This is a genomic window from Treponema sp. OMZ 799, assembly GCF_024181365.1.
Classification (GTDB): Bacteria; Spirochaetota; Spirochaetia; order Treponematales; family Treponemataceae; genus Treponema_B.
The window spans coordinates 2,335,090-2,357,831 of the sequence record NZ_CP051301.1; the positions used below are offsets into that span (position 1 = coordinate 2,335,090).

General features: G+C 39.7%; 21 protein-coding genes. 6 read left to right on the forward strand and 15 right to left on the reverse strand.

The window, feature by feature from the left end; translation table 11 throughout:
• Nucleotides 1-61: 61 nt before the first annotated feature.
• Both ffh and E4O04_RS10800 read right to left on the reverse strand, forming a co-directional pair.
• Nucleotides 62-1,393, reverse strand: coding sequence for a signal recognition particle protein (ffh, locus tag E4O04_RS10795; RefSeq protein WP_253687336.1), 1,332 nt, complete (start codon nucleotides 1,391-1,393; stop codon nucleotides 62-64).
• A gap of 1 nt (nucleotide 1,394) precedes the next feature.
• Nucleotides 1,395-2,468, reverse strand: a complete 1,074-nt coding sequence (locus E4O04_RS10800) for an NAD(P)H-dependent glycerol-3-phosphate dehydrogenase (protein WP_253687334.1) — start codon at nucleotides 2,466-2,468, stop codon at nucleotides 1,395-1,397.
• A 119-nt stretch (nucleotides 2,469-2,587) separates the two neighbouring features.
• Here E4O04_RS10800 and E4O04_RS10805 point away from each other — a divergent pair, with 119 nt between their 5' ends.
• Nucleotides 2,588-3,421 carry an ABC transporter substrate-binding protein gene (locus tag E4O04_RS10805; RefSeq protein ID WP_253707924.1) on the forward strand — a complete coding sequence of 278 codons (834 nt, stop codon included), beginning with the start codon at nucleotides 2,588-2,590 and terminating at the stop codon, nucleotides 3,419-3,421.
• Nucleotides 3,422-3,437: 16 nt separating this feature from the next.
• Nucleotides 3,438-4,277: a substrate-binding periplasmic protein gene (locus tag E4O04_RS10810; protein WP_253687331.1), complete on the forward strand. Its 840-nt coding sequence runs from the start codon at nucleotides 3,438-3,440 to the stop codon at nucleotides 4,275-4,277.
• 16 nt (nucleotides 4,278-4,293) lie between these two features.
• On the opposite strand, the gene E4O04_RS10815 is transcribed toward E4O04_RS10810, so the two are convergent.
• The gene (locus E4O04_RS10815) at nucleotides 4,294-4,842 is read right to left on the reverse strand and encodes a hypothetical protein (RefSeq protein ID WP_253687329.1); all 549 of its coding nucleotides are present in this window, start codon (nucleotides 4,840-4,842) and stop codon (nucleotides 4,294-4,296) included.
• 97 nt (nucleotides 4,843-4,939) lie between these two features.
• Between E4O04_RS10815 and pbp4b the strand changes: the two genes are divergently transcribed.
• Nucleotides 4,940-6,907, forward strand: coding sequence for a penicillin binding protein PBP4B (gene pbp4b / locus E4O04_RS10820; protein WP_253707927.1), 1,968 nt, complete (start codon nucleotides 4,940-4,942; stop codon nucleotides 6,905-6,907).
• Nucleotides 6,904-8,115, forward strand: a complete 1,212-nt coding sequence (locus E4O04_RS10825) for a DUF1343 domain-containing protein (protein WP_253707930.1) — start codon at nucleotides 6,904-6,906, stop codon at nucleotides 8,113-8,115. The genes pbp4b and E4O04_RS10825 overlap by 4 nt, the downstream gene beginning before the upstream one ends.
• A 210-nt stretch (nucleotides 8,116-8,325) precedes the next feature.
• Here the strand turns inward: E4O04_RS10825 and E4O04_RS10830 are convergent, their stop codons facing one another.
• Nucleotides 8,326-9,198 carry a PD-(D/E)XK nuclease family transposase gene (locus E4O04_RS10830; RefSeq protein WP_253707933.1) on the reverse strand — a complete coding sequence of 291 codons (873 nt, stop codon included), beginning with the start codon at nucleotides 9,196-9,198 and terminating at the stop codon, nucleotides 8,326-8,328.
• A 276-nt stretch (nucleotides 9,199-9,474) separates the two neighbouring features.
• Between E4O04_RS10830 and E4O04_RS10835 the strand changes: the two genes are divergently transcribed.
• Nucleotides 9,475-10,389 (forward strand): Rpn family recombination-promoting nuclease/putative transposase, encoded by a 915-nt coding sequence (locus E4O04_RS10835; protein WP_253687322.1) that lies wholly within the window; start codon nucleotides 9,475-9,477, stop codon nucleotides 10,387-10,389.
• Nucleotides 10,390-10,612: 223 nt separating this feature from the next.
• Nucleotides 10,613-10,765: a hypothetical protein gene (locus E4O04_RS10840; RefSeq protein ID WP_253694286.1), complete on the forward strand. Its 153-nt coding sequence runs from the start codon at nucleotides 10,613-10,615 to the stop codon at nucleotides 10,763-10,765.
• A 182-nt stretch (nucleotides 10,766-10,947) separates the two neighbouring features.
• Here the strand turns inward: E4O04_RS10840 and E4O04_RS10845 are convergent, their stop codons facing one another.
• The 11 genes from E4O04_RS10845 to E4O04_RS10895 all read right to left on the reverse strand — a co-directional run bounded on the left by E4O04_RS10845 (nucleotide 10,948) and on the right by E4O04_RS10895 (nucleotide 22,742).
• Nucleotides 10,948-11,226, reverse strand: coding sequence for a BrnA antitoxin family protein (locus tag E4O04_RS10845; RefSeq protein WP_253694284.1), 279 nt, complete (start codon nucleotides 11,224-11,226; stop codon nucleotides 10,948-10,950).
• Entirely contained in the window at nucleotides 11,195-11,482 is a 288-nt protein-coding gene (locus tag E4O04_RS10850; RefSeq protein ID WP_253687318.1) for a BrnT family toxin, read from the reverse strand. Before E4O04_RS10850 ends, E4O04_RS10845 begins: the two co-directional genes overlap by 32 nt.
• 116 nt (nucleotides 11,483-11,598) lie before the next feature.
• On the reverse strand, nucleotides 11,599-12,690 hold the full coding sequence (locus tag E4O04_RS10855) for a glycosyltransferase family 2 protein (protein WP_253707935.1): 1,092 nt from the start codon (nucleotides 12,688-12,690) through the stop codon (nucleotides 11,599-11,601).
• Entirely contained in the window at nucleotides 12,691-13,410 is a 720-nt protein-coding gene (locus E4O04_RS10860; protein WP_253707938.1) for a hypothetical protein, read from the reverse strand.
• Nucleotides 13,391-15,043 (reverse strand): hypothetical protein, encoded by a 1,653-nt coding sequence (locus E4O04_RS10865; protein ID WP_253707941.1) that lies wholly within the window; start codon nucleotides 15,041-15,043, stop codon nucleotides 13,391-13,393. Before E4O04_RS10865 ends, E4O04_RS10860 begins: the two co-directional genes overlap by 20 nt.
• A 247-nt stretch (nucleotides 15,044-15,290) precedes the next feature.
• On the reverse strand, nucleotides 15,291-16,013 hold the full coding sequence (locus tag E4O04_RS10870) for an NYN domain-containing protein (RefSeq protein WP_253707944.1): 723 nt from the start codon (nucleotides 16,011-16,013) through the stop codon (nucleotides 15,291-15,293).
• A gap of 161 nt (nucleotides 16,014-16,174) precedes the next feature.
• Nucleotides 16,175-17,221: a dihydroorotase gene (locus E4O04_RS10875; protein WP_253707946.1), complete on the reverse strand. Its 1,047-nt coding sequence runs from the start codon at nucleotides 17,219-17,221 to the stop codon at nucleotides 16,175-16,177.
• 17 nt (nucleotides 17,222-17,238) lie between these two features.
• Nucleotides 17,239-17,832, reverse strand: coding sequence for a carboxypeptidase-like regulatory domain-containing protein (locus E4O04_RS10880; protein ID WP_253707947.1), 594 nt, complete (start codon nucleotides 17,830-17,832; stop codon nucleotides 17,239-17,241).
• 67 nt (nucleotides 17,833-17,899) lie between these two features.
• Nucleotides 17,900-19,618 (reverse strand): DEAD/DEAH box helicase, encoded by a 1,719-nt coding sequence (locus E4O04_RS10885; RefSeq protein ID WP_253707949.1) that lies wholly within the window; start codon nucleotides 19,616-19,618, stop codon nucleotides 17,900-17,902.
• A gap of 38 nt (nucleotides 19,619-19,656) precedes the next feature.
• Nucleotides 19,657-21,903, reverse strand: coding sequence for a LamG domain-containing protein (locus E4O04_RS10890; protein ID WP_253707951.1), 2,247 nt, complete (start codon nucleotides 21,901-21,903; stop codon nucleotides 19,657-19,659).
• A 2-nt stretch (nucleotides 21,904-21,905) separates the two neighbouring features.
• Nucleotides 21,906-22,742 (reverse strand): hypothetical protein, encoded by an 837-nt coding sequence (locus E4O04_RS10895; RefSeq protein ID WP_253707953.1) that lies wholly within the window; start codon nucleotides 22,740-22,742, stop codon nucleotides 21,906-21,908.

Genomic DNA, 22,742 nt, shown 5'->3' on the forward strand with positions numbered 1-22,742 from the left:
GCCTTGAGCTTAAAGCTTCAAGGCCTTTTAATTTTATTCTTTTAATTTTATTATAGATAACTTATCCGAAAAATCCGCCCGACATCATTTTAGCCTGCAAACCCTTATTTTTTGATACCTTCCTCATCATTTGACGGGTCTTTTCAAATTGCTTTAAAAGCTTGTTTACATCGCCTACAGAGGTTCCGGAACCCTTTGCAATTCGCTTACGGCGGGGCGGGCCTATGATGCGGAAATTATCTCTTTCCTTTAAGGTCATAGATTGGATTATAGCCTTTTGGCGTTTTAAAAGAGAGAGGTCAAGCTTATCCTTATCTATTTGACCTGAAAGCCCCGGAATCATATCGAGCATGGACTCTAGGGGGCCCATCTTTTCGGCCTGCTCCAACTGCATGAGCATATCGGCAAGGCTGAAACTTTCGCTTTGCATCTTTTTTTGAAGCTTCTCTGCCTCTTCTTCGTCATAGAGGGCTTGAGCCTTTTCGACAAGCGAAACAATGTCGCCCATGCCCAAGATACGGCTTGCAATGCGGTCGGGGTAAAAGGCTTCAAAATCTTCGAGCTTTTCGCCTGTTCCTATGTAAAAAATAGGCTTGCCTGTTATGGTCTTTAAAGAAAGAGCTGCACCGCCTCGGGTGTCGGAGTCGAATTTGGTAAGGATTAAACCGGAAAGCCCTACCTGCTCATCGAATTCCTTTGCAACATCAACGGCGCTTTGTCCCGTCATGGAGTCGGCAACAAGGATGGTCTCCATAGGTTTTACGGCCGACTTGATATTGACGATTTCCTTCATCATGTCTTCGTCGATTTGGAGGCGTCCTGCCGTATCGACTATGACCGTATCGTAAAAGTTCTTTTTTGCAAAGGCCAAGGCATTTTTGGCTACCCTTACCGCATCCTTTGTTTCTTCCTTGTAAACAGGCACGCCGATATTTTCTCCCAAAACTGAAAGCTGCTCTACAGCGGCAGGGCGTACAAGGTCGCAGGCAGCGAGCAAGGGCTTTCGGCCCTCATTTTTAAGTTTTAAGGCCAATTTTGCGGCACTTGTAGTCTTTCCTGAGCCTTGAAGACCTAAAAAGAGGATAATCGATTGGGTATCAGGCCCCCTGAGGTCAAGAGCTTTTTTTTCGTCCCCCAAAAAGGAGGTCATCTTATCGTATACGATTTTTGTAAACTGCTGCCCGGGGTCTACGGATTTTAAAACCCTTTCACCCTTGGCTTCTTCGGCTGTGGCATTTATAAAACGGCGTACAACACGCAAGTTTACGTCGGCATCCAAAAGGGCCGTTTTTATTTCTTCGATTGTATCTTCGATATTTTTTTCGGTAATTTTGGATTTACCGCTCAAAGAGCGCAGTATTCCGCCGAATTTTTCGGTAATATTTTCGAGCATATTACTTTGTATCTCCCTTTAGTAAGTTTTCTATTAAGTCAAGAGGTTTTAATTCCTTGTTTAAGATTTTATAAAGCCCCGAACATATGGGCAGCTTTAAATTACGCTTTTCTGCGAGAATGTTCAAGTATTTACAGGCCACTACCCCCTCGGGCAAGTAGCCTATCTTATCTATATTTTTAATGAGATCGTCCAAATTTTCAAAAGAAAGGAGAATCTTTTTTGTTATGATTTCGTTTCCGAAACGGCGGTTTCTGCCGTACTTACTTCGGCAAGTTACATCCAAATCCCCCACTCCGGAAATCGATGTAAAGGTTTCGGGATGGGTAGCCCCCATTGCCCTGCCTATAATCTGAATCTCGTTTAAACCTGCCGCCAAAAGAAGGGATTCGGTATTGTCGCCGAAGATATCGGAGGTTACCGTCAAGGCATCCAAGACACCGAAAGCGACGGCTATAACATTTTTAGCGGCTGCACAAACCTGAACTCCGATTATGTCCAAGCTGGAATAAACAAGCATACTCCTCGATTTTAAAATCTCGCGGCAGCGGATAGAGCACATGGGATTTTGAGAAGCGGCTATAAGACCTGTCAGCTTACCCTCAGCCACCTCTTCTCCATGGCTGGGGCCTGCTACATAGACCAGATGATTTTTATAAAAATCGGGAAGCATTTTTTCTAAAACATCTATTATAAACTGAGGCTCCCCGTTTTCATCCGGAATAAAGCCCTTTGTCAACACTGCTATTGTCGGATAAGGCATTTCACCGTCATCATGGCTGAAAGGAGCAAATTTAAGCAACTCTTCAACTGTTGAGGTTAAATAGAGAGAAGGGCTTGCTAAAAAAATAAAAGAAGCATCCTTGCATACATCCTCCATATCTGTAGAGGCAGAAACAGTCTTAGGCAATTTATGGTTAGGTAAGTATTTTACATTTATTTGGTCCGTGTTTATCGAATCGGCAACGGAAGCACTATGGCTCCAAAGAACAACCCTTTGTCCGTTTTTACCTAGAGAACAGGCAACAGCCGTTCCCCAAGAGCCTGCTCCGATAATGGCAATCTTATCGTTCACAAATTTTCTCCTGTTTTTGAGTTTATCATTTTTTGATAAAAGTTTCAATAAATGGAAATTCAAAAACAAGCTTCTTTTCCGTTCTTTACAATTTGCAGATACTGTGATATATTGGTTTCATGCGTAATAAATTAAACTCAAAGGCATTTTTTTTTGCGGTAATTTTACTCTTCGGCTTGATGTTTTCATGCAAAAAAAATGAAACCTATGAAATGTCTTCCGATGACGTTTCCTTAGCGGAAGTTCTTGTAAGATCTAAGATTATTGTAGGGGTAAATGTATACAATCCGCCCATATGTTTTTACAATAACAACAATGAAATCATAGGCTTTGATGTCGATGTCTTTAAAGAAATAGCCAATATAATGAATATAGAGGCAGAATTCCGTCCTATAGTTCCAAGTGAGGTAAACGAGCTTATCAATTCCGGAGCTATAGACTGTATCGCATCAGGGTTTTCTTATTCGAATGAGAGAAATGAGACCTATGAGCTTACACAAGCTTATTTACGCAATGCAATAGTTCTTTTAACTCTAAGATCAAGGGAAATTAAAACTATCGAAGATCTAAAGGGTAAGAAGATAGGCGGACAAAAAGGAAGTTTAGGGGCAGCCTTGATTAAAAATAATCCCGATATGATGAGTCAAATACATTCAATCAATGACTCATATAATAATATTCCTCAAATTTTGGGAGACTTAAAAACTCTTGGATTAGACGCCTGTGTCGGAGATATTTCAACAATAGCTGGATACCTGAGTAAAGAGCCGGATGTATACAGTCTTGTCGAACAGGCTGTAGCCTTAGACTCTTATGTATATGCCTGTAAAAAAGGAAGTAAGGCTTTAAAAATGGAAATAGAAAGAGTTTTATACGTATTAGAAAAAAAAGGTATTCTTGAAAAAATTTCAAGAAAATGGTTTGATGCGGATTTAGTAATTTTTGGAAAGTAGATAAGGAAAATTTATTATGAAAAAAAATTATAATTATATTTTTAAACTTAGCTTTATCTTTTTATTTGCGGTATTGGTTATGACATCTTGTAAACCTAAGGCCGTCCGCATACAAAAAAAAGAAAACGATATTTCTCTTGCAAAAATTCTAGTAAAAAAAGAATTTATAATAGGTATAAGAGATGATCACCCTCCTTTTTCTTTTCTCAATCTTTTTACGACAAAAATGGAAGGCTATGATATTGAGATAGCTCAAGAACTGTGCAATAAGATGAAGGTAAAACCGATTTTTAAGGCCATTAAGTGGGAGCAAAGAGATAAACTACTTAATGAGGGAGAAATAGACTGTATATGGAGCGCCTTTGCATACAGCAAGGAACGGGACGAAATTTATTCTCTTACCTCACCTTATATAAAGAGTGCTATCATTCTGGTCGTAAAGGATAAATCACCTTACTATTCCATTCAAGACATAAGGGACAAGAAAATAGGAGTTACGGCCTCATCATTTATACAGGAAAGTCTTAAAAAAGCCGAATTTACTCACGGAGCATTTAAAAAGACGGTTATCTTTCAGGGAGCCCAAGAAGCCTTAAATGCTCTTGAAAAGGATGAGGTAGAATGTGTATTATACGACCTTCTTTCAATTAACAGCCTGCAGCAGGCAAGAACAGGATCATACAGAGTTCTTGATGAGGCTATAGCATATGAAGAATATGTTATAGCCTTTAGAAAAAGAGATCTTGCCCTGATGAATGCAGTCGAATCAACCTTAAAAGATATGGCTAAAACCGATTTTTTAGAAAAAACGAGTAAAAAATGGTTCGGCGCTAACATATCCATCATAGGACGCTAAGCCCCTTGAAATATACTTATTTTGTGTAGATGTTGATTATCTCACAAATATAAACGTAATGAAAGTTTTTTTTTGGGTATGAATCTACTATAATTTGAGGATCAATAAATAAATCCATATCGAATTCGCTGCGGTATAGCTTACGGCATGAAAGCACAAGCTTAGCACGCTCAAAGGAGATAACGCCCTCATCAAGCATAACGGGCTTTAAGCCTGTTTCTCTTGCCTTATCGACGTTTCGTCCCGAAACGGATCCGCAAAAAGCCAGAGTGTTCCTAGCCCATGGATCATTTTCGTCAAAAAAAGAAAGAGTTATATAATCTTCTTTATCGATAAATTCGGAAGTATATCTGGTGGGCCTTACATAAACGGTAGCTGTCAGCTTATTCCATAAAAACCCTATAGATCCCCAGCCGGCAGTCATTGTATTCCATTGTTCACGCCCGGTTCCGCATCCTGCAGTCAGTAAAAAACCCTCATTATTCGGACCGGTAATCGATGAAATAGGCTTTATCAATTTATCCAGAACTTCGGCAGTCGCTTTTTGCAGTTTAAATTGTGACATAAATTACCTCCGAATTTATTATATACGATAATCCTTTGATGTGCAAGAAGAAATTTTTCTTCTTTTATATTTTTAAATTTTATGATACAATGCATAAATGAAGAAGTTTTTGTGCATTTTTTTTGTTGCTTTAATACTGTCATGCCGCTCGGCTCGAATAAGAACGATAAGGACCAATCGGGCAGAAGCGGAAATATTTTATAAATCGGAAAAAACCGAAGACGGCTTTTTAGGCTTTCAGACGGATGTAAGCTTTCCTCCGGAAGATGAAAAATTTGATCCTTCAATTTTGCCGAACAGTTTTATTCCCTTTAAGGCTTATAAGGGTCAAGGAACCGTTTATTTTTATACTGAAAATATAAAAAGCTTTTTCTTATATTTAAACGGAAAAAAAATAGATACAAAAAAAATATGCAAAAATAAATATACTCAAATCTACATTGGAGATGATGTAATAAACGGCACCAATAATTTACTTATTACAAATATTGAAGCCGAAAAAAGCTTTGATAAGGATTATACCCTGTCGGTAAAAATCCCCTACCCTTCCATTATCGAAAAAAAAGAAAAATTAAATAATGTAAACTATAGGGCCTTTCAAATAATAGACGACCTTATGAAGGCAGAAATAGAAAACGGGTTTCCATCTGCACAAATTGTAGTGGTAAAGGACGGAAAAATGATAAAAAACTCGGCCTACGGTTATATAAGCACAGTAGACGAGTTCGGTGCTCCTCTGATAAATAAAAAGCCTATTACGGATAAAACCCTTTTCGATTTGGCGAGCAATACCAAGATGTACACGGTAAATTTTGCCTTACAAAAGCTTCTATCCGAAGAAAAAATTTCAATTTACGATAAGGTAAGCAGTTTTTTCCCGGAGTTTAAGGATAAAAAGAGAGCTCTTTTTAAGGGAAAAAGCGAGATCACCATTGAAGACTTATTAAAGCATCAGGCGGGTTTTCCTGCCGGGGCTCAATACTATGTAAACAAAAAGATAACTAAAAAAAAGAAGGCCGATAAAAGACAAAACAAGGAAATTGTTTTAGAGCTTATTTGCAGCACTCCGCTAATATATCCGCCCCGTACGGAGGTCTTATACTCGGATATAGACTATATGCTCTTAGGCTTTATTATAGAAAAGGTAACAGGGCTTCCCTTGGATAAATACGCGGAAGAAAATCTTTATAAGCCCTTAAACCTATCATCGGTTTGCTATGAGCCCTTAAAAAAAGGCTTTACAAAAGAAGATATTACCGCAACCGAAATACGCTCCCCCAAAAGAACAAAGGATTTAAAATTTAAGGATCTAAAATACTTGCCTGTTCACGGAACAGTGCATGATCCTGAGGCCTATAATTCCATGAATCAGGTAAGCGGTCATGCAGGGCTTTTTGCAAATGCAAAAAGTATAGCGGTTCTTGCTCAGGTTATGCTGAACGGCGGAGGATACGAAAACGTCAAACTATTTGATTCAAGCGTTTTGAATTTATTTACCAGTCAGGGAAACTTTTTTTCGCAGGCAGGTTTAGGATGGAGGAGGCAGGGGCTTAATAACAGCTATGCCTGGGCCTTTTCACAGCTTGCAAGCCCAAACACAATAGGCCACACGGGCTGGACGGGAACCTTGACCGTAATCGATCCTAAAGAAGACTTAATAATTATAATCTTTACAAGTGCAAAAAACACCCCTGCCCTTTTCGGAAAAAACTTTCGCGGAAAGTATGAGGGCGATTTTTATCTTGCAAAAAACTATGGAGCCCTTACAACCCTTATTTATTCCGCATTTAAAAATTATGATAATGCTATGCTGGATCAAATGCTTATTGAACTTGCAATAGGCAGAAAAGAAATTATAGATACGATTCCCGAAATCTACGGCAACGAAGGTTCCTACAAAGACCTAAAAGCCCTTATGGAAGGTATAAAAAAACAGTCAAGGAAATCGGCTGCATTGAGAGTTTTTTTAAAAAGCAAAAAAGCAAAAGAGATATTCGAAGAGCTGACCTCAAGGCACTCAAAGAAAAATTTGGCAAAACGCCATTCCGAAGGAAAGGTAAAATGAAAAAGGCCTTTTGTTTATTTTTCTTTTTTAGCCTTACAATCCTTGCCTTTACTAAAGAAAAAACGGACAAGCCGGATTTTAAGCTCGGCATTGAACGAGTAGACGATTTTTCTATTCTTTTTAAAGGAAAAAGAATAGGCTTGATTACCAACCAAACAGGCATAGATTCTTTGGGAAGATCGAGCATCGAAATTCTATATGAAAAAACAAATCTTAAAGCCCTCTTTTCTCCCGAACACGGAATAAGGGGAAACGCAAGGGAGGGCGCAGGAATTTCCAACACGGTAGACAAAAGAACGGAGCTTACCGTTTACAGCCTTTACGGAAAAACAAAGCGGCCTACAAAGGAAATGCTGCAGCAAGTGGATGTTTTATGCTTCGATATTCAGGATGTAGGCGCAAGGTTTTACACATATATTTACACAATGGCCTATGCCATGGAGGCCTGCGCCCGTGACAGAAAGACCTTTGTAGTTTTTGACAGGCCCAATCCCATAAACGGAATAAATGTCGAGGGAAATATCTTGGAAGAGGAATATAGATCCTTTACAGGCTATTTTCCCATTGTGCAGCGTCACGGAATGACTTGCGGGGAATTAGCCTTGATGTTCAATGAGGAATTTAAGATAGGCTGTAATTTAAAAGTAATCCCGATGCAGGACTGGAAGAGGGAAGATTATTTTGAGGACCTCAATTTGATGTGGATTCCGCCCTCGCCCAATATTCCCACACCCGATACAGCCTTGGTCTATTCCGGCTTTTGTATTTTTGAAGGAGTAAATATTTCGGTAGGCCGCGGAACCACAATGCCCTTTAAATACATAGGAGCCCCCTACATAGAGGCTGAAGCCTTGGCAGAAAAACTAAATGCTCTCAACCTTGCCGGAGTATTTTTTAAACCCGCTTATTTTACACCCTCTCTTTCGGTTTATAAGGATGAGCTATGCGAGGGGATTCAGATAATCGTAAAGGATAAAAACAAATTTTTACCCGTAAAGACCGGAATTGCAGTGATGTACAAGATAAAGGAAATGTATCCGGATAAGTTTAAGATAAACAACTACCCCGTAAAACACTGCGGCCTAAATCTATTAACCGGAACGGATAAGCTAAGCACAATGAGCCTTTCCTTAGATGAGTACCTTAAATTTATCGAAAAGGACGAACAAAGGTTTTTAAAGAAGAGGAAAAGGTATTTGATGTACTAAAAAGGGCGAACTAGGAAAAGTTCGAATGCCGAACGACAAACAGCAAAGGTCGAATGATGGGAAGTACGAATGCCGAACGGTAGGAAGTACGAAGTCGTCAGGTGGGTCAAAGGCATAGTCCACCTTTTACTCGCATTGCGTATCGCAAGATACATCACTTTATATATCGAATCATCATCCGGAAAGCTTGATTTATTGCGAGTAACTTTTCTAAAGTTTTTCCACTTCTTCTTTGCTTAGGCCGGTGGCTTTTGAAATAATCTCTAGAGCAAATCCCATTTCAAGTAAGTTTTTTGCCGTTTCGAGTTTATTTTGGTATGAGCCTTCGGCCAAACCTTCTTCCAAACCCGCGGCACGGCCTTCAGCTAATCCCTCTCTTCTAGCTTCATTCCTTTCACATTCGACATACATCTCGTATTTTTCGTTAGAGAGTTCTATTGCCATCCGCCTCTCTTCATCCGTTACCCTAAAGAGTGTTGCTTCTGCCATCCTTATTCCCTCCTCCAATTTACACAATTCTTCCAACATTCCGCTTCTTTTGTCTTTTTCATAGTTGGCTAAAAACCTTATCCAAAAGTCTTTTAGGCTATAATCTTCCAAGCTCTTTTTCATAGTATAAACTATTAGCTCGTTTAATTCAACATAAAGATATTGAATTACAGAGCTCTCAGATACTCTTACAAGTTCTGCATTTTTAGGAACGTCACAGCCGAACACCGAAAGGCTTATTGCGTACAAAAAATCATCTTCTTTAGGCTCGGTCTTTAAAAATCGTGAGGCCATGCGCATCAGGTACATTTGATTTCGCCTTGGGTAATTGGCTTTCCAAAACTGCTGCATTTCAAGGTCTACAAGAAGACCTGTATCGGTCTTAATCAAAAAATCAAGGCGGTAGGTTTCTCCGGCCGGCCTATCCCTGATGAGCTCGGTGTTAAGGATGTCGGCCTTTGTGATTTTACCGTAGGAATCTTCCAAAAAAGCATTAAGAAAGCTTATGAGAGCCTTGTTTCCTTCCTCGCCTTTGGAAAACATCAGCTTGAATACCCAATCGGTCTTGGGGTTTAAAATTTTCTCTTCATTCATAAGAACTCCTATTTTAGGTGTCAGGCAGTATCTTCCTTCCTGCCTTCACATAATTATAGGGTTTTACTTTGAATAAATAGTAAAATTTTTTTAAAAAAATTGGAAAGTTCGAATGATGGAAATATCGAATGTCTGAAAGTACGAATGCCGTACTTCTCACTTCGCCATTTGTCCTTCGCACTTTGAACTTCGCACTTCTCCCTTAAAATATCTGTCTATAACTCTTTAAAAACTTGCTAATCTATGTTATAATACGAACGGCAAGGAGACATAGCTATGAGTACTTCAAACAGAAAATATAAAGACTCGGTCTTCGTCGATTTATTCAGCGAAGATGAAAAGGCAAAAGAAAACTTTTTATCGCTTTATAATGCTCTGCATGGTACTTCTCTTACAGCTGCGGATGCTTTGAAGAACATCCGCTTGGATCAAGTCTTGTACATGACTTTTTATAATGATGTGTCCTACCTTGTAGAAAACAAAATTATAGTTCTAGCGGAGCATCAATCAACTATCAATCCCAACATGCCTTTACGCTGCCTTGAATACATCAGCCGCCTTTACGAAACCTTCTTTGAATCAAAAGAAAAATATAGCCGTAAACTTCTTAATATTCCAACCCCGGAATTCTATGTTTTCTACAATGGGGAAGAACCTTTTCCTTCCGATAAAACACTAAAACTCTCGGAAGCCTTTATAGAAAGCACAGAAAAACCCAACCTTGAATTAACCGTTAAGGTAATAAACATAAACCGGAACAATAGGCATCCTATACTGGAAAACTGCAAAACGATGCAGGAATACACCGTATTTGTAGAAACGGTAAGGAGATGGAAAAAAACTGATTCTCAAAACGGCTTTCAAAAAGCCATTGAGGAATGTATACAAAACAATATTTTGAGAGACTATCTAAAACGCAAGACTAAGGAGGTAATCAACATGTTACTCGCCGAATATGATTATGAAACAGATATAGCCGTACAGCGTGCTGAAGAACGTGAAATAGCCTTTGCCGAGGGTATTGAGCAAGGTATTGAACGAGGTATTGAGCAAGGTATTGAGCAAGGTATTGAACAAGGCTCACACCAAAAAGCCCTTGAAACTGCTGCAGCATTTAAGCGCCTTGGCTTTGACATTGCTAAAATAGCTGAAGGAACGGGTTTAAGCATTCAAGAAGTGAAATCATTATAAGAATAAGCCTTTTTGAAAATAGGCGGAGCAGATTCAAGGCCGATGAAAAATGTACATCCTTGTACATTTTTCATCTTCGAGTTTTGAGCTTTGCTCAAAACATCGTAAAGTTGAAACCACCGCCATCCGTGGCGGCCTCAGGCGTATCGGGTATATGTCGAGGGCACTTTTTTGCCGTGCGACGCAGGAGATGCCCTCGTTTCAAAAAGAGGAGGTAATAAACATGTTATTGGCCGAATATGATTATGAAACCGATATAACCGTACAGCGTGCCGAAGAACATGAAACAGCAAAGCTGATGAAACAAGCAAATTGCGAACTTGATTTTATTATGCAAATGACAAGGCTTTGCAAAGAAGAAATTGAAGCTTTATAAAATTAACCCGCAATAAACCAATTTTGTAATATCCCACGAGGCCGCCTAGTATAGTACTGAAATATGTGCCATATTTTAGCTGTAATAGGTCACCTATTACTAAGGACGAACGATGGAAAGGTCGAATGTCGAACGCTGAAATGACGAATGCCGCACTTCGCACTTTGTACTTTGCAGCCTCATCAGCCAAACGCATAAGAACGTAAAACAGCATTAATTTTTGTTTTATAGCCTTTACCTTGAGCTTTAAACCATTCCAATACATCAGCATCTATTTTAATACTATTTTCATCTTTTTTATGTACTTCATACCATGGTTTGAATTTGGCAAGATCTTCTTTAGATTGTTCGGGGCAATCATCAGCAGGGATAGACTTTGCTTTTCGGATAGTTTGTTTTTCTTCTTCTGTGAGCGGAGTTTTCTTTAAATCATCTAATGTCATAGTTACTATAGTATTCATTTATTTCCTCCTGATTTGCTTTTCGTGCAGATATAAGCCTAATTATATTGTTCTTTCGTTCCGTAAACACAACAAAAAGCACATCTTCAACAAGACCGATCGCATTCCAACGCTGTTCTTCAATAGTTGAATGTTGCTCGTCGTATTTTTCTATACGCTTATTATCGAGAAAAATACGAGCTGCTATTCTGAATGAAATACCGTCATGTTTTTTTATGTTAGTTTCATTTTTAACCTCATCCCATTCAAAAATCATCTCCAGCTCTCTTTTAATTTATAGTATATATGTGATTGCATACATAGTCAAGGTGCCGAAAGTACGAATGATGGGAAGTTCGAATGCCGAACGACGAAGGTCGAACTTCGCACTTTCTACTTCGTCATTTTTTCCACCCGCTTTACATAGTCTTCGCCCCAGTAATCACAAAGAATTTTGTAGGCTTCTTCGCGCAAAGAAGGGGTAACGCGCTCCAGATGATGCAGGTTCATCATGGCGTGATTAAGGCAGAGTTTTTCCAAAGCGGGGGTGAACTCGGCGGCACGGGGACAGTCAAGCGGATGTTCCTGCAAATAATCAAAAATGACGGTAAAAACGGAGGCGGCGGTACAGGCTTTTTCCCAGCGCTCAAGGCTTGTGATTTCGGTATTGGATGTGATACCTGTATCATTAGTGTAATTATACACAAAAGAATCGATGCCGTAGTACGATGGTTTTTTTAAAAGTACAAAAAAATACAAAAGCAAGTCTTCGGCCATAGTACAAAAAGTATGAGGAAGCTCGGCATACACTTCTTGTAAAAGACGGGTACGGAATAGTTTAGCGCATAAAAAACTCGAATGCTCTTTTTTGGTAAGAAAATTTTCCAGGACATCTTCTCCGGAAAGAAAACCCTTATGTATCGACTGCACACTTTTTGAAAAAGCATTGAATTTTTCCGCTGCCTTTTTATCCGACGGGTCCAGCCCCGGAACAAATAAACGCATTTTACCGTGAATAATATCTGCAGCATAGGCAAGGTTTCCGTTGCCTGAAGCAAGCAGGCCTTTGTAAAAGTTCAGTAAAGCTTCGGGAGGCAGGATGTCATCGGAATCTATACAGCATACCCACTCTCCCGATGCGGCCATAGCCCCCGTTCTGCGAGCTTCGACAAGACCCAGGTTTTTGCGGTGTTCCAAAAGCGTAAGGGGAACGCCGAGGGCTTTGAATTTTTTTTTATAGGGTTTGATGATTTTAGGCAGGGCTGAACCGCCGGGACTTCCGTCATTGACGATGAGGATTTCGATGGGAAGGAACCGCGAAGAGCGCAGGGAGCGCAAAGAAGCTTCTTCGGTTAAAAAGAAATCCCCCTCCCGAACCGAACTTTCGTGAAGGGGCTGCTGCTCCAAGATACTGTCCAACAAGGCGGGTAAGGTGCTTTCCGTTCCGTATACCGGAACGGAAAGACTTATAAGAGGGTTATTCACTTAATACCAAATGAAACCGCAGCCCGGACCTTTGTGCTCTAATTCTCTTGAGAATGTAGCATTGGTAGAGATTTCGTTCAATAAGGTGCCGCTTAAACTGAAGGTAAGCACCTTGTTTCTTTGATTACCCGGTTGAATTCCTTGATAAGTATCCTCACCGTAAAAACCGTCGTTTGCGATAACCAATTCTTTGGGCTTTACGGCAATAAAACGGTAGGGAGCATAGCCCTTCTCTTTCTCCGTACCCCTCCACAATTCGGTAGGTTCATTAGACAGATTCCCGGAAGCAGGTCCTAAGTCCAAAAGCCTGCCGCTTACAACAGCTTGCGAGTCGTTTCCATCAATATGATTACCTTCATCTCCCGCCCCCTCGGTTTTATAACTTACGGCATAGAGCCTTCCGTTAAGAATCTGCATAGAATGTATAAACTCTACAACGGGGGATAAGCTGCTGCTATTAGAATATGTATTTATTTCAGACATGTAAGCAAGAGTTCCATCTCTATGATACTTTTTCACAATAAGCTTGTCTGTATCTTTTACCGCAACAAAAAGACCGTCTTTATTTGCCGCCATTGCGGAAACAGTATATGAACCTGATATTTGTATTCCGCCGCCTGCAAAACCTGCATCGTCAGCAGCACTTGCAAAAGCATCGCCCTCCCATTCCAGGCGTTTTATCTTATTATTATCAACATAGTTATAGATACTTATAACCATCGGAAGCGGAGCTGTCTACAGCCATACCGCTTTCAGGCTTAAGATTGCTAAAGGCGTCATTAGTTGTATATTGCAAGTTCCCGGAATAAGCTCCTTCAACCTGAGGATACATACTTATCTTACCATCGTTTTTTACAATATACAGGTTGCCGTCCAAGTCATAACAGAAAACATCTTTATAGATGTTACTTCCTGTAAATTTTTTATCGCCGCTTAGAACTTCATCGCCCCTGTCAATTTGATAGTACTCAAAGCCGGGCCCATTACGCTTCCATACAATCGTCTTGGTATTCGGAGTTCTCCACTCTTTCCATTCCGTATACCACTTTGCGGGGTATGCATCGGTAAAGGTCAGGGCATTGGTGTTCATGTTAAGCACGCCTATACGGTTGCGGTTTTTAACAATACGGGCACCTGCGGGAGTATCTGCGGCATCGAAGCCGTCGTCGGCGATATAGATATTGTCCTCGTCAAAGCCGATTACCTTTACCGCCCCGTAAAAGTTTTTACTGTAGTCGTAATTTTGCAATACACCGTCTGCAAAGACGCGATTTGCTTCCATTCCGATAATCTCCGGATTCCCCTCAAACCGAGGCCCACCGTTTGGATTAGTACCTATCTTCCATTTGAGCACCGCACCGAAGCTGTAAATATTTGCATTAGTCGGACTTATCGTATCATTTACACCTGCAAAAAGCACATATACATAACTGCCGCGGATAAAAATGTCTTTTACTTTAAAGCCGGCATTATCATTTAAATGATAGGTATCGGCTTGAGTGTGGAAAACTCCAGAAGTAGCAGCAACCATACCGCTTTTCCATAAATAAATCATGCTTGAACCTAAGTCTGCCCATGTAAATATGCCCTTATCTGCGGCAAAGGGGACGGATATAACCACTGGCGGAGGGTAACCCGAAGTATAGTTCAGATCTTCATCTATCTCTTTTAAGTCGTGGACCGACAGTCCGTACATTTTCCCCGTTGTATAATCGTTTGCAAGAAAGTCAAGAGATAGCGCGTTATATGCATTTACGTCACCCTCGCTCGTATAGCGTACAACATAGGTATCGCCGGCTTTATATCGTACATACACTCTTCCCAAACTGTCTCGGGCAAAGATATGCCCTTCAGCGGTTGATTGGGGCACAGTAATCGGTTTTCCGTCCATGTAGAGGGTTAAGTCATAATTAACGTCCCCATATGCGGAAACTGTTTTTTTCTGTGTAAACAACAGCTTATTTAAACCTGAAGCTTTTTTGCTTAAGAGGACTATTACCTGATTTCGGCCTGAGGTTACGGTGTGGGTCTTTTTACCTGACCATTGGGAAGAAGCATTAGAGGCCGTAACCGTTATCTCGATCTTTTCGCCTATGGGAACAAGCTCAATTAAGGATTTGGATTCTTCGGCAGCCAGCTCCCGTATTATCGTATAGCCGTTTTCCCTGACTATCTTGATTTTCATATTCGTCGACGAAAGAACAGGAAGCCCATTGGAATCCAAGGCCCTTGCTCCGTCAGGAAGAGTTCCGTCAAAGCTCAAAATAAGCTCGCCGTATTCTTCATTTACAAACAAATTACACGATGATACCGTCAAAACAAGTACCAAAATAAAAAATAATATCTTTTTCATAAAAAACCTCCTCAAAATAAAGGCCGAACGATGGAAAGTTCGAATGCCGAATGACAAATGCCGAACGGCAGGAAGTACGAACTTCGAACTTTGTACTTCGCACTCCTTACTTTGAACTTCGAACTTTGTTTCTTTCATTATACATCAAAAAATTCAAAATACCAAGCAAAATGAAGAAAAAATTACATAAATTTAAAAGCATCAAAGGGATAGCCGTTTCTTAGGATTGGGAGGGAGAATTACCTTTTTAACATTGCAGTGCAGAATTTTTAAGTGCAACATGTTTATAATAGGATTGTAATCCGTCAATATGTTCCATTAAATCAGGCAAAATTTTATGTCCCATCGGGTCAACTATAAAATCAATGCCTTCTCGGCGTGCTAATTTAGCAGCCGGCACAAAATCACTGTCTCCAGTAATAAGAATAATCTGATCAGTCAACTTTTTATATGCAAGAGTAGCAATATCTATACCGATTTTCATGTCTACCCCTTTTTGCCGTAAAACCAAATCAAAATCATTCTCAGTTATATCTGAAATTGATAAACGTTCTGAAAACAGCTTTTTAACCGTATTATTCTTTAAACCATAGTAAGCAGTGCTATCAGCCAATGTCCCCATCCTTAAAGCAACCTTTCTTTGATGAATTAACTGTTCAATAAATTCCACCATCCATTTATTGGTATCGGTTTTTGAAAAATCTATATTCTTTTTAGTTAGAGGATGATATAAGGCTTTTGATATTGGAGGACAGTCATAATAAAATATTCGGTATAATTCGTTCCACTGATATCGGCGTTTTTTCTTTCCATTTTTATCTATAATTTCAAACTTGGAGCGTTCTTTTAGGTGCAGTTTACAATATTTTATTAATTCGGTAACACGCTCATCCGGTCGTTTTTTACCAAAATGATATAAGGCTTGTTTACGGTAAAATCCCCCATCCACTAAAATAGCAGTTCTTTTCATCAAATCTCCTCCCAATATAAAAAAACCTGTAACTCCGGCTTATCCCGAATAAGTGGGAAGCCGTACTATACAGGTTTGTTAAAACAGTACTCATAAAGAGTAACTATAATTATAATATACATTTTTTTTATATTTGTCAAGTAATCTTTTTTACAACTTAGCTACATAAATTCAAATGCATCAAAGGGATAGCCGTTTCTTAGGATTGGGAGGGAGGCGTCAATTTCGGTGTTTGAGGGTACTTTATAGGGCAAATTAAGTTTGAAAATTCGGTTGACGGCCTTGCCGCAAAGTTCTTCTAAGCGAGATTCGGAGCAGCCGGCTTTGCGCAGTTTTTTTAAAAGAATGAGGGAACCTGCAAACCCCGGAATGCCGGAGGCGCCTTTTTTCTTATCTTCAAGGGTATGAGGAGCATGATCGCTTTCAATCCAGTCAACTTCGCCCGAAATGAGAGAATTAAAAACGGCCTCTTGGTCTTCTTTTTCACGCAAGGGAGGATTCATCTTTACAAAAAGGCCCGAGTTTTTATAAGAATCGATATTTAAAAGAGCGTGATGAGCCGCCGCTCCGCAAGAAATATTAAGGCCTTGTCTTTTCGCCTCGGCAACGAGCCTTATTCCTTCTTTTGTACTTATGTGACAAATATGAAGATGTCCTTTAAAACCCGCGGCTTTAATAAGTTCAATTTGATCCTTTATAGATTCTATTTCGGCAATAGGCGGACGGGCAAGGCTGTGAGACCTAGGTTCTTCAATATTGAAAATGGAATTATTCATGAGGCTTTCTTTTTCGCAATGGACAGCTATTAAGCCATCATAACCGAGTCTTGCAAGGGCGGAATAAACCTTTCTTTGATCTTCTTTTTCGACAATTCCCATATTGCCTGTAGAATGCCCTGCAAACATTTTAAAACCGAGGATTTTTGGAAAATGCTCTTTATAGAACAAGGCCATTTTTTCTATCTGCAAATTATCGGCAGTGATGCCGCCGTAAACACCATAAAAAGCAAAAACGCCGGCGGCTTTTATAGAACGCTCGGCAAGCTCAAAACGCTCCAAAACAGCATCTGCATTTGTGAGAGGCGGATTGGTATTCGGCATATCAAAGAAAGCCGTAAAACCTGCAGGACAGGCTAAAGAAAGGGCATGAACGATGGTTTCTTTTTCGGCCAATAGGCCGTCCCTAAGGTGAACATGTGAATCTATCATAAACTTATCTTAAAAACCTAGAAAAACAAAACGGCTTCGCCGTAATCTCCGTCTTTTATTATACTTATTTCAAGCTTATTTTTTCCGTCAAATTCTATGTCGGCCATTTCTATCTTCAAGGCATAGGCCTTTATAGGCTCAACACCCTTGTCGAGTGTTTCGTTAATAACCCTCATAGTAACAATTTCACAAAAATCACCGTTTACTGAAACGGTTATATCGTCGGTGTTCAGCTCCGGAGCTATCGCTTTTTCCTCTCCTAAAAGAAGTTTTGAACTCATAGGTCTAAAATATACCATCATGGTATTATCCGTATCCAAAGAAGGAAAAAATATCAAGCTAAAAATTTCTATTTTTCCCAGCTTAGGATTTATTTCAACATTTTGCCTTAAATCTATATTGTAGCCCCAAAATTCAAGAAAATTTTCATTAAAACCTTTTGACGCAATAAAATAAGGGTATTTTTTTGATTCGGCTTCTAAACAAAAACAACCGGATTCATCAGCTTCACCGCTCGTAATAACCTCAAACCTTTCGGTTAAAAGAGCAACCTTTGCATGGCTTACAGGTTTTTTATTTTTATCCCGAACGCACCCCTTTACAGCACTCATAAAAATTCCCCCTTGGAGTTAAATTATATATCATAAAAGAGTGAGTTGTCAAGCAAATACATAAAACTTATTTACGTTTGTATTTTGAGGCAGATCCGGAAGATTCTCTTTTCTTTTTTGAATCATGCCTTCCTTTTGAGGCCAAACTGCGCTTAGGTCTTTTAGATCCGGAAAAGGCCGGGGCTTCACTTTTTACATCAATGTGCATATGAGGTAAGCCTCTTTTCTTTTTGCAAAGGCGGAGGGCATCATTTGCCGCATTTTTAGGCATTGTAGCCAGAGAAAACTTATCCATAACCTCGATATCGTCTACAAGCCTTTCAGGTATTGAAAGAAGGCGGCTTAACATTTCGGCAAGTTTACGCTTTGTGATGCCGTCTTTTCTTCCTAGTCCTATATAGAGGCGTAAAGAATCTTCATCGCCCGATTTACGTATACGGCCTTCGGAGCGGACGGGCTTAATTGTCTTATAATGCGAGGGAGATAAAAACGAGCCGTACTGCATTTGAAGAATAAAGGCAAGAACCGTTTGAGCATCTCCGTATTCCGTAAGCTTATTGGCAAAGGCAGCAAAGCCTTGTTCGGGCTTTTCTTCGTTCATTCTTTTTTCGATTTGAGCTGCCGTTTCTTTTAAGATACGGGTTCGCTTGATTTCGATGACTTGTTCGATTGAAGGAAGCTTACCCTCTTTTAATTCGCCCCGGGCATGTTTGCGCAGGTACTCGATTCTTTTTACCTCGTTAGGGCGGACAAAACTGACTGCAATACCCGCAGCTCCTGCCCTCCCCGTTCTTCCTATTCGGTGTGTATAGGTCGGCCCGTCATAGGGAATTGCATAGTTTACAACGTGCGAGATGCCTTCAATGTCGATACCGCGGGCGGCAACATCGGTTGCAACAAGGATGCGGGTCTTTTTGGACCTAAAGCGCTCCAAAATTTTTTCCCTCTGACTTTGAGGAATGTCCCCGTGGAGGGCGGCAGCTTCGTAGTGCCTTTCGTCAAGTTCTTTTGCAACATCATCGGCATCGATTTTGGTTTGGCAAAATACGAGGCCGTAAAAGTTAGGGCTTGTATCTATAAGGCGGACAAGGGCTTCGGTTTTATCCCCTTCTCTTACTACCCAAAAAAATTGCTCGGTTAAAGAAGCCCTTTCTTCTTGAGGCTCTTCTTCGACAATTTCATAGTCCCCCATAAAGTCGGAGGCAATAGACAAGATCTGCTTGGGCATCGTCGCCGAAAACATTAAAACGCGGGCTTCAGGATTTGCCTTTGAAAAGATATTTTCTATGTCTTCGATAAAGCCCATGTTGAGCATCTCATCGGCTTCATCCAAAATAAAATATTCGATGTCTTCAATTTTTAAGGAACCCCGTTCAAGATGATCCATCACACGGCCGGGGGTTCCCACAACGATTTCGACACCGGTTTTTAAGCTTCTCAGCTGGGGGCCTATCGCAGCTCCTCCGTAAACGGTTGTGATTCGGGGAAACTCTTCGATTCTAAAAGATTCAAGTTCACCTGCTACTTGAACGGCCAGCTCTCTGGTAGGAACCAAAATAAGCGCCCGCACCTTTCCCGTATTTGCGCGCAGTTCCTGCACAAGAGGCAGGCCGAAAGCTGCCGTCTTTCCGGTTCCGGTACGAGCCTTAGCTATAACATTTGCTTCTCCCGAAAGAAGCCTCGGGATTGCCAAAACCTGAATAGGAGTCGGCTCTTCAAACCCCTTGGCTTCAACTGCTTGTAGGACTATATCGTCAAGTCCCAATTCTTTAAAAGTAATTAACATAATCGGAAGATTATATCACATTACTCAAAAATATGCAATTATGGTGCAGGAGGATAAGGAGGCCGTGTATATAAAGATTCTATAGTCACGGTATTATATCTTTTGACTATATAATTATTTATGTCTTTAATTTCATCGTCAGTCAAAGCCCGTTTAAAAATCATGACTTCTGCAATTTGCCCGTAAAAAGGCAAAGACTCATCAGCATTTTTACCGATATATAGATTCTTTAAGGTTCCGCTGCCTTCAACACCTATATGAGTAGCCAATCTTGAAGAAAAATAAGCACTATTGCCCGGCAAAGACCAGGCATAGTCTAATTTACAAGGATCGGTATCTTGATTAGGTCCTAGTGCATAGTCTCTTATTGACCCATTTTCGCCTACAGGATAGCCATAGGCTCTGTTTACAGCAGTTTCACTACCACCTGAAGTACCTCCCGGTGCAGAGTATAGATAGGCTATAGGCGTCTGACCCGTTTTAGTCTCATTACCGTTTACATAAAATCTAACTTGAGGATCATTACCGGAAATATCCACATTAACAAGTATTCCTGCCGAAAAAGCTTTTCCCGATTCGACATCATATGTCATAGATGCGGAAGGACTTCTAATACCCAGTACATAATCCGATTCTATATAAAATCTTTTTATTCTAGTAGGTTTACCTGTATTGGCACCATTGCCGTAAACACCGTCTACAGGATCATACTGAAACGGAATCAAACCTATTGAAGGATAAACGCGCCTGGATCCATTTGAGCCGGTAATAGCTATTTGCTGATTAATATTGTTAGAACAACTAAAAATCAAAAAGGCAGTACTAGCTGTAGCTTCATATAACATCCAGTCATCGTGAGCACAAATTACAGCCAAGCCTTCCTTATTTGCAAAAGTAGCAGAAGGAAGTCCGCTAACTCCCGAAGCGGAATATGTAGGACTATTTCCTTTATATTTATAGGCATGTCTATTATTTCCGGATACATCAGGAAGACAGTTTATTTTACCTTCAGAAATATGCTCCAATCCAATCCTATCAGCCCTTAACCAAAGAACAAGATCTTTTATATCCTTAGGCTGTTTAAATCCGGAACCGGTGAGAGATATAGTATATTTTCTTCCCGTATTTTTATCATCAATGGTAATATCTTTTTCAGACCACACACCTGGTTGCGGAGTAAATTTAATTTCAAGTCCGGCCTTCTCTCCGGGATAGACAAGCTCTGTATTTCCATAATTTTTTTCTAATGTAAAAGGTCCCGGGTCCAGATTCACATCAATATTCTCAAAGCGCAATATAGCCTTACTCATATTTTTAATACTGATAGCCTGAGATTCCGACACGGCAGACTTATAGCCGAAGTCATAACAGTTTTTGTCCAGCTTGTACGGCACAACACAAGAAACATCTTGACCGTTTTTTCTATGCACTATTTCAATAGGCATAATTTCACCTCCGCCGCAAACTGCAATTTTATAAGGAAGAGGGCTTCTGTCATGCTGTATTACGATATTTCCTTCCTTGTATGTAGGCATAGAGGATTCAGGAAATATGAGCTCGAAATCTTTTGAAGAATTAGCAGAAATAACACCCAAAGTCAATCCGGTTTGACCGTCAAAATTAAAGCCGGCAATAGTTGCAAAGGAATCAAGTGAAACGCTGTGGATAGTAATGCGTTCATTACTATTATTTTTTATACGGAATTTCCGCTTAGCTTGTGCGTTCGGCTTATATCCGAAATCGACTCCGGCACCGCCATTAGGCAGGTTACGTTCAATCTCTGTTGGAATAGCAGGAGGATTTGCATCAATGACTTCAACTATTTGAAGACCTATAAAATTTCCATTAAGCCGAATAGAAAATTTCCTTTTGCGATCATTCACGCGATAATCTATTGTAAGACCGGTTTCAACCGATCCTATATCGGCAAGCTTATAACGGACTTCAAAAGCAGTTCTTTCATAAGGACCGATCTTATATTTAAAAAGAGTGTCCCTAATTTCAAATACATCGGTATTTGTAATTTTAGGAAGACCGTCAAATTTTATTTCATGCTCGGTTAAATTTTCAATATGAAGCTCTTCCCATGAACTGTATCCGGCATCACCTATTCCTACCAAAGATAATGTGGATCCGTTTTTAAAGCCTTGTGAAGTAGCATCCTGATATACTATGATTGAGTGTTCAGGCGGAAAAACAGCCTCCTGAATATCCAAATTTGTTTTTATACCGCATGATGAAATCAATACCCCAAGAACTAAAATTATAACACACAAACGTTTCATAGTTAACTCCTTTTGTTTTTGTTAACAAGTACAAGTACTATAATAACTGTAGTCAAACATATACAAAAAATTGACGCCGCAATTAAAACCATTATGATAATTTTATTAGTATTTCTTTTGTTATCTTCAACAATTTCTCCTATATACTTACGCAGCTCGTTATCTGCTTCTATTTTTGCAAGCTCCATCTCCAAACGTTTTTTTTCATATAATTCCCTTTCGCTATAGCGAATTTTCTCCTGCTCTTTCTCCATCTTTTTCATGTTATAAAGAAATTCCTTAAAGATCTTTCGTTGCTCTTCCAGAATCTGTATTTTATCCTCTATAGTTAAAACGCCGGACTCCTTCGGAATTGAAACGGAAGCACTTTCATTTATACCGCTTTCAACTTGAGGCAGTCTATGTTCAACCGGGTTGTTTTTAAGCCAATCAGGAAGAGCAGAAGAGGTTTTCAGTTTTTCTATTGCCTTATCAACCGGAATTTTAGAAAGTTTTTTAATGGAATCGGGAGCATAAGATAATTTTTGTTCAGTATATATAATTTCTTCCCATTTTTTTTCGTTTTCAAGATAAGAAAGCCATGAGGCTACGGCTCTTTTGCAGGCATCTTCAACATCAATAGGTAATTCTTGATCCTTGTAATTGCGTAATACAAAAAGGCTGTTTGTAAATGCCTTATCATACTCTTTTAATAAAATACCCCGATTAATAGATTCAACCATTTTTTCCATAAGCTCAGTGCCGGCAAAGACTTGAACCGTAAAAATCAAGAAAAAAAGGGAACAAAGTATTCGAGTATACGATAAAACTTTTAAGTCCTTTTTTGTCTTACAATTCAT